Raw genomic sequence first — 18,151 nt, 5'->3', positions numbered from 1 at the left:
TATGCCTAAAAGTAATAACAAAAAGACAATCTTATCAGGGATTTCATAATGCTAATAAAAGCATCGGCACGAAAAATCCAACTCATAATTTACATTTTTATGAGAACAACAATTCCAGAGAAATCCAGGCAACATATCATAAACGCAAAAGAAAAAAATTAATGATAACCTAAAAGTACCCTATACGAAGCTTCATATATTGGCATAACAAAGAATTACAATTACTATAGTATCCAAAAATAATTGACTAGAGGTAAACGAAAAAAAGTACCTCTCTTATTTTAGAGCAGTACTTATCCTTCAAGCAAAAGGATAATTTTCCAACAAATGGCTAATAGAGCTAATCATTAAAACTTATTCCTAATAAACTATTCTGCCAAGCTTCTAATACTTTCACATTTACTATTTTATCTCTATATTTACCTTCAGGATCACTCACACACACTGATTGCATATATGGGCTTTTACCAATAATTTGGTTTTGGTGTTTACCTTTTTTATCACTAAATAAAACAGGTATAGCTTTACCTACCATGCTCTGGTTAAACTCAAGCTGTTGCTTATTAATTAACTTCCGTAAACAAAGAAGACGTTCTGTTTTAACTTCTTCTGGCACTTGATCTTCCTTTTCTGCCCCTGGCGTACCTGGTCTTGGACTATATTTAAAGCTATAAGCTTGAGCATACCCTACTTTTTCCACTAACTTTATAGTTTCCTCAAAATCTCTCTCAGTCTCTCCAGGAAAACCAATAATAAAATCAGAAGAAAATTCAATTTCAGGTTTCAATTTGCGAAACCTATTTATTATTTCTAAATACTCCTCTACAGTATACTTCCTATTCATTGCACGCAATATTTTATTTGAACCTGACTGCACAGGCAGGTGAATAAATGGCATGAGTTTTGGTTCTTCTGCATGCGCCAAGTAAAGGGATTCATGCATATCTCTTGGGTGAGAAGTCGTATAGCGGATTCTTTCTAGCTTTTCAATCTTGGCGATACGACTAATCAATTTCCCTAAATCCCACACATCCCCTTCGAATTCTCCACGATAAGCATTAACATTTTGACCGAGCAAATTGATTTCCTTCGTTCCATTTGCAACTAATTTCAGCGCTTCACGAAATATTTCATTCGCTGGTCGTGAATATTCAACCCCACGAGTATAAGGCACTACACAAAACGTACAAAACTTATCACAACCCTCTTGTATGGAAAGAAATGCGGAAGATCCTTGGCTATTACCATAGCATTCACCTGGCAATTTATCAAATTTTGCAATTTCAGGAAAATCAGTGTTTACTACATGGTTTTTATCTCTACTTGCCTTAACTATCAGCTCTGGTAAGGTAGCAATACTCTGTGGACCAACAACAGCATACACGAACGGAGCTCTCCTGAACACTTCTTTTCCTTCTGCTTGTGCTACACATCCAGCTACTACTATAATAACTTCCTTATTCTTTCGCGATGAATAAATCTTCCCAAGCTCTGAATAAAGCTTTTCTACCGCTTTTTCTCTAATGTAACAAGTATTTAGTATTACCAAATCAGCTTTTCCTACATCGCTAACAACGTTGAACCCCAAAGGCTTAATCATATTTTCCATTAAAACGGAGTCATAAACATTCATCTGACAGCCGTAAGTCTTGATATACAAACCTTTCATCTCACACTTCTTGCAAGTTGGCACATACTCTGATATATGAAAGTGCAACCGTGTAAGCACTGCTATTTAAGGCATCATAAAAAGCCACCACTAAGCAACTAACGCTAGAGATTTAACAAGCGGTTACACAATGAAAACTCAACTTCAATATTGATACTCACACAACATCATTTCCACTACAACCTTCATATAAGTAAAATTATACTAAAAACTAGGTTACTTGTCAAGCATTTAGATAACAGAATTTATAGTTACTATTTAAGTAGCTCAACACTAAAATTCAGAAAAAAGAAATATAGATTTTACCGTCACGTGCTGAAATAACACCATTTATTGTAAAAACAAATGGCCGCACACGAATTGCCTTAATATCTAAGAAATCTACTAAGTAAAAAAAGACAAGAGAAACTTTAGCACTATCTATTTTTAGTATAGGCGTTTTTGAAAAGTCTTAAACACTTTATAAGTACATTCCCAGCCTGCATAGACAAAAACTAGAAATTTAGGTAAAATTTATAAAGATATAAAGCACATATAGTACAAAAAGTTAAACGTAAGACACAAGCTACGTAATATTTCCATCACTTACCTTGTACAAGTTAAAGATAATTGAAATACCTTCACTATCACAATAAGAAGACTGGCAAAGCCTGTTAAATAGTTTTGCTTCGTATCTCTATTAGCTACTTAAACTCTTTTAGTAAACAAAGTATTTACATAAACTTAAATTGCTTTTCTTGCTTTAGTTGCATATTTATATAAAATTAAAAGAAGCTAGAGACATAAATGCTAACAAGATTCGCCCCAAGCCCAACTGGCTATCTTCATGTAGGGAATATTCGCACCGCACTTATCTGCTGGATGTATACACGCAGTCAAAACGGAAAATTTCTGCTTCGTTTTGATGATACTGACTTCCAGCGTTCAGATATCAAGTATATAAATAGCATCATACAAGACTTGCAATGGGTTAATATAGATTGGGATTTAAATTTTAAGCAATCAGAGCGCTTTGAGCGCTACAACGAGGTGTTTTTGCAGTTAGTAAAAGAAGGGCATATTTATACATGCTATGAAACAAGAAAGGAGCTAGATATTAAACGCAAACTGCAACTAAAACGTGGACTTCCTCCCATTTACGATAGAAGTGCACTATTTCTAACTAAGCAGGAGAAAGCTAGTTATGAGCAAGAAGGACGAAAACCATATTTTAGATTTAAGTTGGATAGAAATAAAATCGTTAAATGGGACGATGAAATTAAAGGCAAAATAAATATTGCAACTAGTCACATCAGTGATCCTATAGTAAGAAGAGAAGACGGAATTTATACATATATGCTACCCTCTGTCATCGATGATATTGATTTTAATATAACCCATATCATACGTGGGGAAGATCATATACCTAACACTGTAGCGCAAATACAAATAATACTAGCATTAAAAACAAAAGCTCCAACGTTTGCTCACCTTTCTCTGCTACATTTCAATGATAGCAAGATATCAAAGCGAAAAGGTGGATTGGACATCAGACTTATCAAAAAAAATGAAATTGAACCAATTACGCTCGTTAGCTATTTAGCAAAGCTTGGAACATCAGATCCTATTAAGGCTCATGTTGATATGCAATCTTTGATTGACTCATTTGACATTAAAAAATTTAGCTCAGCATCTACCCGATTTAGTCTGAGTGAAGTATATAAGCTAAATAGCAAAGCTCTGCAGCAGATGCCATTTAAAGCGGTGAAAGAGCGTCTAAATCAAATCAGAGTAAACTCTTCGGAGTTTTGGTATTTTATAAGAAGCAATATAGAGAAGTTTTCGGAGGTAGCAAAGTGGTGGCAAATATGCAAATCCGATATAGAACCTGTGATTTTTGATAAGGAGACTATAAAAATTGCGCTCAATGTATTGCCGCAAGGTGATTGTAATGAAAACACATTATCAGAATGGGTTAAAGCTATTCGAAAGGTAGTGGATACAAAAACAAAAGACTTATTTATGCAGCTTCGTTTAGCTTTAACAGGCACAAAAACAGGTCCTGAACTTGCTAAGTTGTTAGTTTTTATTGGTAGAAAAAGGATCGTTGCAAGATTAAAAAAAGTAAAGGATAAGTAGTAGCAAAAACTATGGAAAGAAAGTATACGGAATCCTTAGAATTAATCAAATATAGTGAAAAGAGTCAGTGTTTTTACACAGCATTTAATACTCACAATAAAATTATCAAGCTCAAAAAAGTTATAAATTAACATAAAAATGAAAATTTTATATAGCTATATGAGTAAGCTTTCTGTGAAAAGAATCATTCATGTGAATATACGGTTTTGCCGGATACAATAGTGCGCACTGTGTACCCTTTTACCTTGCGTTTATCAAAAGGAGAATTTTTTGATTTACTAGCAAAACTATCAATCTTAATTTCCCATTCGTGATTCAGGTCAACTAAAATTAAGTCTGCAGCGAGGTTCTTTTGTATACGACCGCGTGGTACATGTATTATATCCGCAGGCTTATATGTAAGCTTTGCTAATACATCAAACAAACTCATTTGCCCACTGTGATAAAGTTCAAGTGAAAGGGGAAGAATTGTTTCAAGGCCCACAATGCCAAATGCAGCGTTTTCTAACGGTAGATCTTTAGAATCACGATCATGAGGTGCGTGATCAGTTGCAATACAATCAATCACACCTGTTTTTAAACCTTCAACCATAGCCAAACGATCTCCTTCAGAACGAAGTGGAGGGTTCACTTTTGCGATTGTTCCATGTTGTTTTACTATATCCTCAGTTAAAGTGAAGTGATGAGGAGTCACCTCACACGTAACATTTAACCCTAAATCTTTTGCACGTTTAATCACATCAAGCGAATCCTTTGAGGAGATATGCAAAACGTGATAGTGCACATTTTCCATATCTTTCATGAGCAGTATATCACGACTTACCATAATCGATTCTGACGCACTTAAGATTCCCTTTACTCCCAATTCTTCAGAAATCTTACCTGCATTGATCGCTCCACCTGCCGATAAATTTAGATCTTCTGCATGTTGAGCAATAGGAACGTTCAGCATACTTGAATAAAGCAGTGCTTGTCTCATAACCATTGGATTCATAACTGGCATACCATCGTCAGTAAATCCAACTGCACCTGCTTCTTTTAAAAGTGCCATTTCAGTTAATCTTTCCTCCGAAGTGGTAATTTTAGCATAGAATTCAACGTTCACATGTGAAGTTTCAAGCGCTCTACATTTCAAATACTTAGCCAAAATAACACTATCTATTGCTGGAACAGTATTAGGCTGACAAACTACAGTTGTCACACCTCCCGCAGCTGCAGATTTGCTGCCTGTATATATAGTTTCTTTATGCTCTTGGCCTGGTTCACGAAAATGTACATGAATATCAATAAGACCTGGCATCAGAACAAGTCCTTCGCAGTCTACCATCTCGTCAATTCCACTTGGAATTCCATCTAAAAGCAATGATTCACCAAAATCAACTATTTTACTCCCTTCAGTTAGCAGTGAGCCTTTTATATCAAGTTTAGTCTCTGGGTCAATAATACGAGCATTTGTATATGCTACTTTATAATTTTCCTTCTGCCCTACTTGCAATAAACTCCAAGTTTCAGCCATAGGTTTACATATATTAATTATTCATTAAATTTAAAGTTTTTTTAATAAAACACAATCAAATTAAAATATAAGTTATATGGATAAAGTCTTATCTTTACCTTTTTGAAAATAACATATACCATAAAGCTACCATTTTCATACACACAAAAATAAAGTTTAATTATCACTTTTTGACTTTTTTGAAAACAACTTAAGCTAAAGTAATTTTGAAACCCACCTTAGCTAGGTTCATTCTTTTTTAAGATTAAAAGGCTAAAATAGCAGTGAACATTAAAGTGGAGTTTATAGCTACGATGACAAATCTTCTAATAAAAACTAATTTTCTACTTTTCTACCTTATTTTGATAATACATACAATATTTAGCTAATTTAAAAATTTAATTTAACTTTTTGTTATTATTTTCAACAAAATAAGCTTCCGTACTGATAACTAAATAGCTTTGATATTGAGGATTTACATGGGTATAGACATAAATGTACTAATTACTAATACGAATAAATTAAAAGAATACATAGATAAAAATGAAAGGCGAGAGCAGGAAAAAAAAGACAAGCAATCATATACTGCTATAGAGAGAAAGGTAAAAAAAGAAGAGTACAACCGTGAAAAACCAAGAAGTCAAGATAGAACTATCAAGAAGGGCAAAAGGTTAATCAAAAAAGGTGCTAGCCCTGAAGTATTGACTAGATTAAGAGAATCACTTAGAGAACAAGAAAAATATTATATATACTATATCCGGAACTTTCTTCTAGAATTAAATAGAAAAATATCGAAAGAACTAGACCCTATAAAAAAGGAGAAAATAAGACAAGCAATTTCTGAAATTACTTACAATAGCAAACATTGCTTTAATAGTACTGCTACCCACAAGCAAAACAATCACAGGAATAGTGAAAATAGTGAACTAGAAAATGGCTACGGCAGCGATATTGAAAATGATCATAAAGTAGAAACAAACAACATAATAGTAAGTAATAGTACTCAATTATTGAAAGCAATTAAAAATCAAAATGATAAAAAATTTAAAAAACATCTAAAAAATTGTATGGATATTAGCAGCATAAAAGATAAGGAAGAAAAGAATACTTTATACTTCATTGCATTCTTAAAAAGGAAACAGAAACTTAAGTTCCTAGGTACCCTAATTAAAACGGTTAGCAGAAAAAACTCAGTACAGTCCATTTGTAGCAAAGATGATGGAAAGACTCCTATTCAGGAGATATTAATCAACAAGATAACAGAAGAAAAACATGAATCCAATATGATCCAGAGTAACAATAACACGCTTAAGTTCTTCACAAAACTGTTAAGACATAAAACCAACTATAGTAATTTAGAATTATTTATAGAAGAATTACAAGGCTTAAAAGAAGAGCAAAAGGTATACTATCATAATTTCTTAGAAAAATCAACAGAATTAATAAAACAACCTAAATCAGAGCAAAAACCTGATATAGAAAAAAAAATTAAAGATATTATAATACGCACTATAAATATTTTAGATATTAATAGTAATTATTTATTACATTCAGCAATTAATAATTACGATAAAAAACTTTTTAAAGAATTGTTACAAAAAGGGTTGGATGTTAGCTTTAAAGACATAAATGGTAACAACGCCCTACATTTAATAATTTCAAAATTGAAAAAAGAACAAAAGCTCGAATTCCTCAATATATTACTAAAAGTAGGTCAAAAAGAACAATTTATCGATGCCATAAATAATAGAAAGAATCAAGAAGGGCAAACACCTTTTCATAAACTACTCCAGTACATACAAAAAAAGAGTGAAAAATCTTCACTGACAAGTTTTGAGAACACTAAAAGATATAAAGCCTTAAAACTACTATTAGAAAATGGTGCTGACATCACTGTTAAAGATAGTAATAAAAGGAATGCTCTACACTATATTGCTTCACTTAAAGGAGAACAAAAGGTTGTATGCTTGGATTTAGTAGTAAAAAGCACAAATATACCTGAGAATAAGCTAAGTCAAGCTATAAACGCTAGTAATGGTAAAAAACAAACACCGATACAAGTAGCGTTAATTTCCAAGGCAGTAAAAAGTAGACATAATCTTCCCAATCCTAGAAATCGTGATAACACAATCAAGTTCTGTGTAAAATTACTGCAAAATGGCGCTGACCAAAAACAATTAATATTGCCTAAACTATTATGGAATAGAGAGTATTATCAAACTATAAAAGGAATAGAGAAGTCAATGGGTAAATTACTTATTCCAGATAACATGAGAACTAACTTAAAACTTAATTTTGGTAAGAAATTTAAAGTACGTGATATTGTGAAGCGTGTCAACAATATTGCCTATAAAGTAATAATAACACTTATATTTGCTGCTCTAACCTGTGCAGTAGTATTCAGTGCTGCTCAGGGAAGTATTACAATTACTACATCATCTACTATAGCAGCTATAGGAATCTGTTACCTCATCTGCTTCAATTTAGAAAACATTTACGAAAAATTTAAAAAAGCTAAAAGGAAATTTACTGGAGAAAAACAAATTATACCTCAAGGTAAGATACCAAAAAATGATACACAATACAATAATTCTTCCAAAAGAATAAAAAATATACCTAATGGTTTAGAAGAACAAAAAACGCAAGAACTGCAAGACCAGTCAAAATATATTGAAAGCCCACCTAGTTTTAAAATAGAAGGCATATCAATATCCCAATTTACCAAGGAACTATTAGAATCCAACAATCAATTTAATAAATCCTCTCTTCTGGCGCTATGAAGTCAATCTCATCACTCAAAGTTTTTTCAGCAACTTTTTTATAATCAATTTTCACATTAATTTCGCCTTCCTCTTCTTCAAGCCACGCCATAGTGTGCTTCATCCAATTCTTGTCATCACGCTTAGGAAAATCCTCACGAGCATGAGCACCTCTGCTTTCTTCGCGGTTAGCTGCGCATTCCATAGTAATAACTGCTTGTGGAACCATATTAGCGAGTTCTAGTGCTTCAACTAAATCGCTGTTCCATATCATACTGCGATCTTCAATTACAATATCAAGCATCATTTTTGCTACTTCTTTTATAGCTTTCTTACCTTCTTCTAAAACTTCAGCAACGCGAAATATAGATGCATATCTTTGCATAGTGTTCTGCATTTTATTGCGTATTTTCGCTACTTTAAGCCCTCCAGAAGCAAATCTCATCTTATTGAACCTATCTACTATCCAATCTGTACAATCTGAGTGCAATTTTCTATGTGGTGTATTGAGCTTCAATTTTTCCTTTGCTCTTAGCGCTGCAGCTCTACCAAAAACTATAAGATCGAGAAGCGAGTTAGAACCAAGTCGATTTGCACCGTGTACAGAAATACATGCTGCTTCTCCAATTGCAAATAATCCTTCTACTATTTCTTCCTTACCTTTTTTCAACGTGATCACTTCTCCATGATAATTAGTTGGAATACCACCCATATTATAGTGAACAGTTGGAATAACCGGTATTGGATCTTTGGTAACATCAACTCCTGCAAAAGCCTTTGCGGTTTCACTAATTCCTGGAAGCCTCAGTTTTATTACTTCTGGATCAAGGTGTGCTATAACTAAATATATGTGATCTTTCTTTGGTCCAACTCCTCTTCCCTCTCTAATTTCAATTGTTATTGCACGACTTACCACATCGCGAGAAGCTAAGTCCTTTGCCTTAGAAGCGTAGCGCTCCATGAATCTCTCACCTTGAGAATTAATAAGGTACCCACCTTCTCCTCGACATCCTTCTGTCATCAAGCATCCTGAGCCATATATTCCTGTTGGATGAAATTGCACAAACTCCATATCTTCAAGTGGCAACCCGGCTCTCACTACCATACCATTACCATCACCTGTGCAGGTGTGTGCACTTGTTGCAGAAAAGTAAATACGCCCATATCCACCTGTTGCTATCACCACCGCATGTGCACGAAATTTATGCAGTGTACCATCACATAGTGACCAGGCAAAAACTCCACAGCACATTCCGGTTTTATTGTCCATGATTAAATCAATCACAAAGTATTCAACAAAAAATTTAACATTGAACTTAAGACACTGCTGATATAGAGTGTGAAGAATTGCATGCCCAGTTTTATCTGCTGCTGCACAAGTACGCTGAGCTGATTTTCCTTTACCAAAATGAGTTGTCATCCCTCCAAAAGAACGCTGGTATATTGTGCCTTTTTCCGTGCGAGAAAAAGGCACACCAAAATTTTCAAGTTCAATAACAGCCTTAGCAGCGTTTTTACACATATATTCTATTGCATCTTGATCACCAAGCCAATCTGACCCTTTTATTGTATCATACGCATGCCAGCGCCAATCGTCCTCAGCAATATTCCCTAAAGCTGCACTGATTCCACCCTGCGCTGCAACTGTATGACTGCGCGTAGGAAAGATTTTAGAGATGCAAGCAACTGAAAAATTAGTGGCAGCGATTTCAAGTGCTGTTCTGAGTCCTGCTCCACCTGCACCTACTACCACTACGTCATACTCATGCTCTATAATCGCGTACGCCAACTTATCCATATTTGCTTATTCATAACTACAGACTTATAATATCACAGGAGTAGAAAAAATCTATATTAGTTTTCTAGTATCCGTAGATAAAATTAATTGGGAGTTGAGAACACTGCAGAACTTAGAAAACGAGTTATTTAGGCACTTAATTTATTGTAATTAGCATATGTTACATCAAGGTCTTCGTGCCACTGGGTTCTTTTTGCAAAACTTTCATCACCAAATTACTTGGTTTTATATGCTTATGAAAAAACTTAGAATCATGCAACAAACATATTCCATTGTTTTAACCTGTTTATAAGCTTAACTAAAGAAATATATAGCCAATCCAACACCAAGAAAAAACTGAGTACAATACCAATCAACCACCACTACATCCATCTTTTCTCTTTTCTGATTTAGCTTAGTCTGTCCATACTACCACAAATGTGGCTCTTGCTTTTCCTCGAGCTAAATAACCCAATAGAACTTAGCCCTTTTTATTCTGAAAGTTTATGTAAGTATAAAATCCTTCATCCCAATTCCCTCATTAAGCCATTTACATAACCATTTACTGCTTATTTTAAATACTTCATCACATCTTCTAGTGGGTTATTCATCAGGATTTTACATAAAATGAAGCAGCATTTTGTGTACTACCACTTCTCTTGATATCTTCATGTTATAAAGCGCTGAAAATATAGCACGTATTTCTTACATGTGAACCACTTACCCATTAAAATCTGTAACAAGTAACAAACTCTATTTCATCATTATCAATAAAGTTTATTATTAAACCAATATTTTTTTCGTTACTAGCTTAACAAATTTTTACAATTAACTTAATCATACGCACCCTTATTCTGATTACATCAATAACATAATAAATTCTGTTAAAAGTCAAAAATTTAGCTAATAAATTAATATATCTTATGAAGTTTCTATGAATATTATAGAACTAACTGCAGAGTAAACGAAACATTATCCAATTTTGATCAACATTTTGTAACAAATCTGTTAAAAAAAACTTACAGGATCAACATCTACTATAACTGTGGTACTTAAATTTAAGTTACAGCTTTGAATCCAATATTTCAGCTTCTTTTGTACGGATAAACAATGTTTATTATGTATCTTTAGTAAGATCCTATACCGATACTTCTTATTTAAGAAATTTACTGCTGCCGGCGATGGACCAAGAATTTCAAATTCTTTTCTTCTAAGTTCTGGTATCACACACTGAAATGGCAATAAAGAAGGAGCAATAGTTAAACACTGATTATGCAAAAAGCTAGCTATTTTGCTTGCTGCTTTTTGTGTTGCAATCTGATCTTTACCACAAACTATAAGTGCTATCAACCTGCTAAATGGTGGCATTTGAGCTTTAGATCTCAACTCAAGTTCAAGTTCATAAAATAAGTCCCTTTTTTGATGCTGCAATGCTTTTATTATCAAACTTTCAGGATTATTTGTCTGCACTATTACCATTCCTTTTTCGTTAAACCTTCCAGATCTTCCTGCAACTTGGTGCAATAACTGATACATTTTTTCTGCTGCCCTTAGATCAGAATTCTCAAGACTTAAATCTGCATTTATTACCCCAACTAAAGTTAATTTAGGAAAATTGTGTCCCTTAGCAATTATCTGTGTACCGATTATAACATTCACTTCTTCCTTCAATATTAAGTCAATAACATTACTCACTGACTTCTGATCACTACTTACGATCACAGTTTTTGCGTTTGGTATTAATTTTACTGTTTCCTCAAGTAATCTTTCAATCCCTACACCATAAAGAAACAATGGCTGTTCACTTTCGCAATTAGGACATTTTTCTGGAAGGGTTAATTGATAAGAGCAATGATAACATAAAAGAACATTCTTTTTTTTGTAATACGTAAGCCAAACAGAACAATTTAAGCAGGAAATTTTGTATCCGCACTTTTTACAAACTGCAAGCTGAGCATACCCTCGGCGATTTAAAAAAAGCATAACTTGCTGATTTTTTTTTATGGCTCGTTCTATGCCCTCAAAAAGCTGATTGGAAATCCACTGCTTATTATTTCTCATGTCTACTACTTTAATCAGTGGCAATTCTGCATCACCAAAACGCTTAGCTAACCTTACATAATTATAATTACCGTTTTTAACATGATGAATGGTTTCAAGCAATGGAGTTGCTGACGATAAAATTATTGGAATATTTTCAATTTTAGCTAAGACTATTGCCATATCTCGAGCATTGTATATAGTTCCTTGCTCTTGTTTAAAAGATGAATCGTGCTCTTCATCAACAATAATTAATCTTAGATTCTTATAAGGCAAAAAAAGCGCTGACCTCGTCCCTACAATTACCTGTACATTTCCATTCGCTACATTAAGCCAATTATTGCGACGAGTTTTTAGAGTGAGCTCTGAATGCCACTGAGCTAAATTTCTTGATACTTGATCGCAGATACGATTTATCAATTGCGAAATTAAAATAATTTCAGGTAGAAGAATTAAAACTTGTGCATTACGCTCTTCAGATATCATTTTAACATTTTCTGACGTCATCCTAGCATGCTCATTTACAATGAAGCTTTCTAGATTACATCGTCTTGATACTAAAGTAACATCATTTTTGTTAGAAAGCAATCTTATATTATAACATTCATACAATTGCATACTTGACACTAATTTTCTTTCCTGAATTCCAACGTCTGCACACTGAAATGACAAAGTCTGAGCAGCACCTAGAACGGTAGATGGACTACTATAATTTTTAATCAATTGTGCAACTACAGAGAGATAAACTTCTGTTTTTCCAGATCCGGTTTCACCATCAAGTAAAGTTACTGAATACCCATTCAAGTTGCTTATTATTTTATCACTAGCTATTTGCTGCTCGGCACTTAATCGGCAGCTTATATTACTTATTTCCTGTTTCTGCTCAGTACAAACCAATTTGTTTACTTGGTCCACCTTTAACACTCCCCCCATTATCATTTTGGCAAGCATACCGATAGGTATTAAATTATATCGTGCAACCCACTCTGCAAATTCAATCAATTTTGGTCTAATGTTTGGTAAATCAATCTTTTGCTCAATAAATTTCAATTCTCGATTGCCTTTGCCGCCATATTTCCAAACTATGCCGATTAAGCGTTTCTTGCCAAATGGCACTACTACATAATCCCCAATTAAAATTTCAGTATTTTCCTTAATTGCATATGAAAATAACTGGTCAATTGGAAGTGGTAGCAGTACGTCAACCGTTCTTATCATAGCAACCTAAGTTTAGCACTATTTTGAATAGCTTTTGCTTAATTTTTATGAGCAAATTAATTTTAACTAATGTTATGTAAGTTTGTTTCGCTAAGATGATAAAACATACAAGAAACTCATATATAGAAATCAATAGAATTTTCTGAACTTCATAAAAATTTTATGCAGAACAGAAAATTAAGCAAACCGAAAAAACAATTATTTGAAATGAATGAGAATTTGAAGAGAATACTTCAAAACCATATTAAATATACGTAGCAATATGATTAACAAGAGAACTCTTGTTACACGCAGTACCAATTGCTTGGATGCTCAGTATTTGCTTTTATACATGGCTAAATTACTATCAAAAAATGAAAGTAAGAAGAATATCTGTTATTGCAGGCAAATTAATATATGAAAACAAGCACAGCTTAATTTTCTGTTATCTAAATAAAATAAACCAAAATGGTATATCAACTTGAAAGATATATTTGCTTAATATATCTCACTATACTGAGATGAAAATAAAATTGCTACAATTATAATTATTATGACTTTCAGTGAGAAGCATCTCAGTCAAGACCAGGAAAATGTAAACAAAAATATCGTAGGAAAAGCAGAGTATTTTCAAGTAATAAAGAAATATGTAGAAAACATACAAAAGGTTATCTGCTTTCCAGTGGTCATAGAAAATTGGAATAATAGTAATGTAAATAACTTCAAAGAAGCATTTCAAGGTGTATTATCTTTCAGTTTCTCTAATCAGTTCGATATATAAAAAACAGAAAAGATAAACCAGAAGTACCTACTACCACTATAACTTACTACCAAAATCTAAACCTAACTTTAAAAACAATAATTGATGATTTAGGTTACCATATTGTAATATTTACCAAATCATTCCAATCAAAAGTGAGTAGCAATGTTGAACCATCAACTGCAATGATAAGCGGACTTAAGAATAACTCACTATAAACAATATCGCTGCACGATCATCCGTTTTAATTTTCACATAACAAAAACAACTAGTAAATAGGAGCTTATAGATGTTCACAAGTAAAGTAACTTCACCTTCAACACATTTCAAAAAAACACACACAAATAGAAATAACAAATTGAAACAAAAAAAACAAAGCACCCAGCAACTATTTTGCAGTAAAAACAATAAAATGTATAATTTCTCGCAAAAACAGTCTTTAGAAACCTTTGCAAGGGAATGAATAAAATAGACCTAATTACTATTTGATGCTGCAGGTACACACTAGATACAATGAGAATCGTATCTAAAATCACTGCTATCAAAGTAATTACAACAGTTGTGTTATTAGAAAATCACAGGTACTACATTAGGTAGTATAGTATATATGGTATCTTACAAACATAATAATAAACAACTTTCATACCGAAACCACTACAGAAGTGACATATTACAAAAAGCTTATCTACAATAAACTGGACTCAGTTTTTTTTTAATAATTGTATGCTATCAATTATATATAAGTTCCCATTTTCTAAAGCAAAAGATGATTTATAAAAATTTAAAGGCAGTTTAAATAGAATATTGCCAATTACTTCTGATTTTCAATTTTAAGTACACACAAATAGAACATTTACTGTTAGCATTAACTAAAGATGTGATTGTAAATTATGTCCATCAAGATAAGCATCAATATAAACAATATTCTATCAAGATATAGATATAGTGTCAAAATTAATAGCTATTATGGTAATAACATAACAGGTCCTCTAGAAGATACTTCTGAAATGATCATCAATAGAACTAGGCCTGATTCATTATTTCAACGCATAAATACATATAGTCGTAATATAAGCTTGTAGCCTAGAAAGAAAAAATAAATAGTAAATGTTCTAGTAGAAATTTATCTAAACAGATCTATATACTGAGGATCTATTGCAGAAACAAAATACAAAGAATTCTAATTTAGTTTATCATATATCTAATATAAAATGTTCAAATGATATATATGAACACACTACTAATCATAAAGAAAAATTTGATAAAAATAACGATATCTCTACTATAGTAAATAAAGATAAGCTATTATAAAAATGAAAAAGCTCTGCAAAGTTATTGCAAAAATTTAAATGATTATGCGAAGAAGTAAGAAAAATAGACTATGTTATCGTTCGTGGTTATGAATTAGAACGTACTATAGAAATCTTACTAAGACATAAAAAATAATTTTCTATATGTCAGGGACTAGATATTGGTAAAACTATGATAGTTGAAAAAGATTTAGCATTAGGTAGTGCCTCCAATACGCTGAAGTCCAGCATAATTTATGCTTTAGATTTAGGTTCATTCCTTGCAAGAACTCCCTATAGAGGAAACTTTAAAGAGAAAATAAAATCTATAATAAAAACAATCGAGACAAAACCTGGTGCATCCTTTTCATTGATGAAATACACATACTATTACTGAAGCAGATTCAACAAGTGGTAACTTTCTTGATGCTACTGGTAATCCATTTAAACTTGTACACATATTGCATCGTATAGGTACAACTACATACAGAGAATACAACAACAGCTTTGAAAAGGACAAAGCATTAGTAAGAAGGTTTCAAAAGATTAATATGAAAGAATCTTCTGTTAACGAGGCAATAAAAATACTAAACGGTACAAAGTCCTACTATGAAAGAGAGTATATTATACAAAACACGCCATTAAGGCTGCAATTAAACTTTCATATAAATATATTAGTGGTGCAGACATTATCTGATAAAGCATAGGCATATTACAATTTACAAAAGAAAACAAACGAAAAATTGCAAACAGCAAAGATATCAAGAAATTATCACTAGGATTACAAACATATTTTATAGATCTGAATTTGATAACATACAAAAGTCAAACCTCTAAAAGAGAATCTCGAGAAGATAATTTTTGGTCAAGAGTAAGCGATAGAACCTCTTGTTAATTTTATTAAAAATGCTAAATTCGAGCTGAAAAATTATAATAAACCTCTAACTAATTATCTCTTTACAGACCAACAAGCATAGGTAAAACTGAACTTATGAAAACAGCTAGCAAAAATATGAATATGAATCTTGTACATTTTGACATATCCAAATATAAAGTATCTTATTCAATATCTAGAATAATTGGTTCCCCCATGGATATATTATAAGTTATAACCAAGGTAGACTGTTTACAGAAAATGTATCTAACAGTCAATATAATGTCGTACTTCCTAATGAAATCAAGAAAGCTCACAAGCGATATTTATTAATATATTACTACAAATCATAGATTATAATTGTATTATAAGCACCTACAGGCATAAAGTTTTAACTTTACTAATATAATTTTAATTATGACAACCAACATAGAGATATCTGAACGCAGTAAAAACTCCATTAGTTTTAAATATAAGGATCTTAACATTGGTGATAGCAAAAAAGCAATAGAGGCAGGTTTTTAGTCACGAATTCCATAATCGTCTCGATGTTGTTATTTCTTTCTCTGACTTAAATATAGATATAATCCTGCATATTATGGATAAATTCGCTCATGAACTAAAAACACAGCTCATGCAAAAAGACATAATCTGCTCAGTGAAGGAAGAAGTAAAATTTTACCTTATACAAACTGGCTACAGTAAGGAAATGGGAGCAAATCCAATAAAAAGACCAATTGGAGAAGAAATAAAAAATTACTTAATTAAGAAAGATACTGAATTAGTAATTAATTAAAGGGAAAAATTAAGGATTTATATAAATAAACAAGTAAATAAGATTACTTTTAATATCGTTTACAAAACTCTTGTACTAAGCTTTACCCTTGTTATAATTTAAAATTAATTTGAGTTATAGCAACAATGAGTGACAAAGTAAAACAAATTCTAAGTTACTACGAAAGTGAAAACCCTGGGGTAAAAGCAAACCTCACTCGTATTCTCATGCATGGAAAACTTGGCGGAACTGGTAGATTAGTAATTCTCCCTGTAGACCAAGGGTTTGAGCATGGACCAATCAAAAGCTTTGAAGTTAACCCTGATGCTTATGATCCGCATTATCATTTTCAACTTGCAATTGATTCAGGAGTCAACGCATACGCTGCCCCGCTTGGTATGATTGAAGCTGGTGTTTCAACTTATGCCGGAATGCTGCCACTTATCCTAAAACTCAATAGCTCGAACTCTTTACATTCTAAAAGTTTAACTTCCGATCAGGCAATCACTGCTTCTGTAAAAGATGCACTGCGTTTAGGCTGTACAGCTGTTGGATTCACCATATATCCTGGTTCTGCTAAGTGCTTTGATATGATAGAAGAAGCCTGTGAAATCATATCTGAGGCTAAATCTTGTGGACTCGCAGTAGTACTATGGTCTTATCCACGCGGTGAAGGAATTTCCAAAGAAGGTGAAACAGCAGTTGACGTTATTTCCTACGCTGCACACGTAGCAGCTTTGCTTGGTGCAAACATAATAAAAGTAAAACTTCCAACTATCCACTTAGAAAAAGAAAAAATAAAGGTTGAAAATATTGATTCCTTATCTAAAAGGATTAAATATGTCAGAAAATCTTGCTTTGCAGGAAAAAGAATAATAGTTTTTTCTGGTGGTGAGTCAAAATCAGCAAATGATATATATAATGAGGCAAAGGAAATTAAGCATGGTGGTGGTAATGGTTCAATCATTGGTCGCAACTCTTTTCAAAGAAAAAGAGAAGAGGCTTTATCTATGCTAAAAGATATAATGGATATCTACGCATAAAAATCGGCTAGGTGGCAGAATGGTTTATGCGGAGGATTGCAAATCCTTTTATACCGGTTCAATTCCGGTCCTGGCCTTTCTCGTTTTCTATATCTTGAAAAACTACTTAATTTAGCAGTATTTTTAGTGACTAACTTACCTTAACAAACCTAAGTCTACCTGGTTATGTCTTGAGTTCAAAATCTCAATTCCTTTAGCAAGTTAACAATCTTGCCCCAGTTTTAGTTGTAACTACCAAATCCTGTATTACACCCATTATAAGTTCCCAAAATGGAAGATAATATACTTACTCGTTGCACTAACCACACCACTATTTTCAACAGAGAAATTGCTTGCTCAAAAGTTTTACTATATG

The 18,151-nt window shown here is 32.7% G+C and carries 10 protein-coding genes and 1 tRNA gene; 7 read left to right on the top strand and 4 right to left on the bottom strand.

The annotated features are described in order from the left end of the window. Nucleotides 1-340: 340 nt before the first annotated feature. Nucleotides 341-1,669 (bottom strand): tRNA (N6-isopentenyl adenosine(37)-C2)-methylthiotransferase MiaB, encoded by a 1,329-nt coding sequence (gene miaB, locus WOVOC_RS00385; protein WP_025263962.1) that lies wholly within the window; start codon nucleotides 1,667-1,669, stop codon nucleotides 341-343. 786 nt (nucleotides 1,670-2,455) lie between these two features. Here miaB and gltX point away from each other — a divergent pair. Then, a complete protein-coding gene (gene gltX, locus WOVOC_RS00380; RefSeq protein ID WP_025263961.1) occupies nucleotides 2,456-3,787 on the top strand; it encodes a glutamate--tRNA ligase in 1,332 nt (443 codons plus the stop codon). A gap of 184 nt (nucleotides 3,788-3,971) precedes the next feature. Here the strand turns inward: gltX and WOVOC_RS00375 are convergent, their stop codons facing one another. Next, nucleotides 3,972-5,303, bottom strand: coding sequence for a dihydroorotase (locus WOVOC_RS00375; RefSeq protein WP_025263960.1), 1,332 nt, complete (start codon nucleotides 5,301-5,303; stop codon nucleotides 3,972-3,974). 458 nt (nucleotides 5,304-5,761) lie between these two features. Here WOVOC_RS00375 and WOVOC_RS00370 point away from each other — a divergent pair, with 458 nt between their 5' ends. Beyond that, nucleotides 5,762-8,062 carry an ankyrin repeat domain-containing protein gene (locus WOVOC_RS00370; protein ID WP_025263959.1) on the top strand — a complete coding sequence of 767 codons (2,301 nt, stop codon included), beginning with the start codon at nucleotides 5,762-5,764 and terminating at the stop codon, nucleotides 8,060-8,062. Here WOVOC_RS00370 and sdhA read toward each other — a convergent pair. Further along, nucleotides 8,034-9,839, bottom strand: coding sequence for a succinate dehydrogenase flavoprotein subunit (gene sdhA, locus WOVOC_RS00365; RefSeq protein ID WP_025263958.1), 1,806 nt, complete (start codon nucleotides 9,837-9,839; stop codon nucleotides 8,034-8,036). The genes WOVOC_RS00370 and sdhA overlap by 29 nt on opposite strands. Before the next feature lie 987 nt (nucleotides 9,840-10,826). Then, on the bottom strand, nucleotides 10,827-13,076 hold the full coding sequence (gene priA, locus WOVOC_RS00360; RefSeq protein WP_025263957.1) for a replication restart helicase PriA: 2,250 nt from the start codon (nucleotides 13,074-13,076) through the stop codon (nucleotides 10,827-10,829). Between the two features lie 532 nt (nucleotides 13,077-13,608). Here priA and WOVOC_RS00355 point away from each other — a divergent pair. From WOVOC_RS00355 to WOVOC_RS00340, 5 genes are all read left to right on the top strand, one after another. Further along, complete coding sequence (locus WOVOC_RS00355; RefSeq protein WP_014868955.1) at nucleotides 13,609-13,836, top strand: hypothetical protein; 228 nt, start codon at nucleotides 13,609-13,611, stop codon at nucleotides 13,834-13,836. 1,461 nt (nucleotides 13,837-15,297) lie between these two features. Continuing rightward, nucleotides 15,298-15,501 carry a hypothetical protein gene (locus tag WOVOC_RS04720; protein WP_025263956.1) on the top strand — a complete coding sequence of 68 codons (204 nt, stop codon included), beginning with the start codon at nucleotides 15,298-15,300 and terminating at the stop codon, nucleotides 15,499-15,501. Between the two features lie 1,033 nt (nucleotides 15,502-16,534). Then, the gene (locus tag WOVOC_RS04715) at nucleotides 16,535-16,774 is read left to right on the top strand and encodes a hypothetical protein (RefSeq protein ID WP_369336060.1); all 240 of its coding nucleotides are present in this window, start codon (nucleotides 16,535-16,537) and stop codon (nucleotides 16,772-16,774) included. Between the two features lie 125 nt (nucleotides 16,775-16,899). After that, the gene (locus WOVOC_RS00345; protein WP_014868954.1) at nucleotides 16,900-17,796 is read left to right on the top strand and encodes a class I fructose-bisphosphate aldolase; all 897 of its coding nucleotides are present in this window, start codon (nucleotides 16,900-16,902) and stop codon (nucleotides 17,794-17,796) included. A 5-nt stretch (nucleotides 17,797-17,801) separates the two neighbouring features. Continuing rightward, a tRNA-Cys gene (locus tag WOVOC_RS00340) sits at nucleotides 17,802-17,873 on the top strand. Nucleotides 17,874-18,151 lie beyond the last annotated feature (278 nt).

Origin of the sequence: Wolbachia endosymbiont of Onchocerca volvulus str. Cameroon (assembly GCF_000530755.1) — a bacterium.
Lineage (GTDB): Bacteria > Pseudomonadota > Alphaproteobacteria > Rickettsiales > Anaplasmataceae > Wolbachia.
Note: the sequence above shows the minus strand (reverse complement) of the source record. Positions and strands in the feature narration are given on the sequence as shown.

Bases quoted from the DNA above. Each gene is read 5' to 3' on its own strand.
- miaB (WP_025263962.1), bottom strand. From the start codon at position 1,669: ATGAAAGGTTTGTATATCAAGACTTACGGCTGTCAGATGAATGTTTAT.
- gltX (WP_025263961.1), top strand. From the start codon at position 2,456: ATGCTAACAAGATTCGCCCCAAGCCCAACTGGCTATCTTCATGTAGGG.
- WOVOC_RS00375 (WP_025263960.1), bottom strand. From the start codon at position 5,303: ATGGCTGAAACTTGGAGTTTATTGCAAGTAGGGCAGAAGGAAAATTAT.
- WOVOC_RS00370 (WP_025263959.1), top strand. From the start codon at position 5,762: ATGGGTATAGACATAAATGTACTAATTACTAATACGAATAAATTAAAA.
- sdhA (WP_025263958.1), bottom strand. From the start codon at position 9,839: ATGGATAAGTTGGCGTACGCGATTATAGAGCATGAGTATGACGTAGTG.
- priA (WP_025263957.1), bottom strand. From the start codon at position 13,076: ATGATAAGAACGGTTGACGTACTGCTACCACTTCCAATTGACCAGTTA.
- WOVOC_RS00355 (WP_014868955.1), top strand. From the start codon at position 13,609: ATGACTTTCAGTGAGAAGCATCTCAGTCAAGACCAGGAAAATGTAAAC.
- WOVOC_RS04720 (WP_025263956.1), top strand. From the start codon at position 15,298: ATGATAGTTGAAAAAGATTTAGCATTAGGTAGTGCCTCCAATACGCTG.
- WOVOC_RS00345 (WP_014868954.1), top strand. From the start codon at position 16,900: ATGAGTGACAAAGTAAAACAAATTCTAAGTTACTACGAAAGTGAAAAC.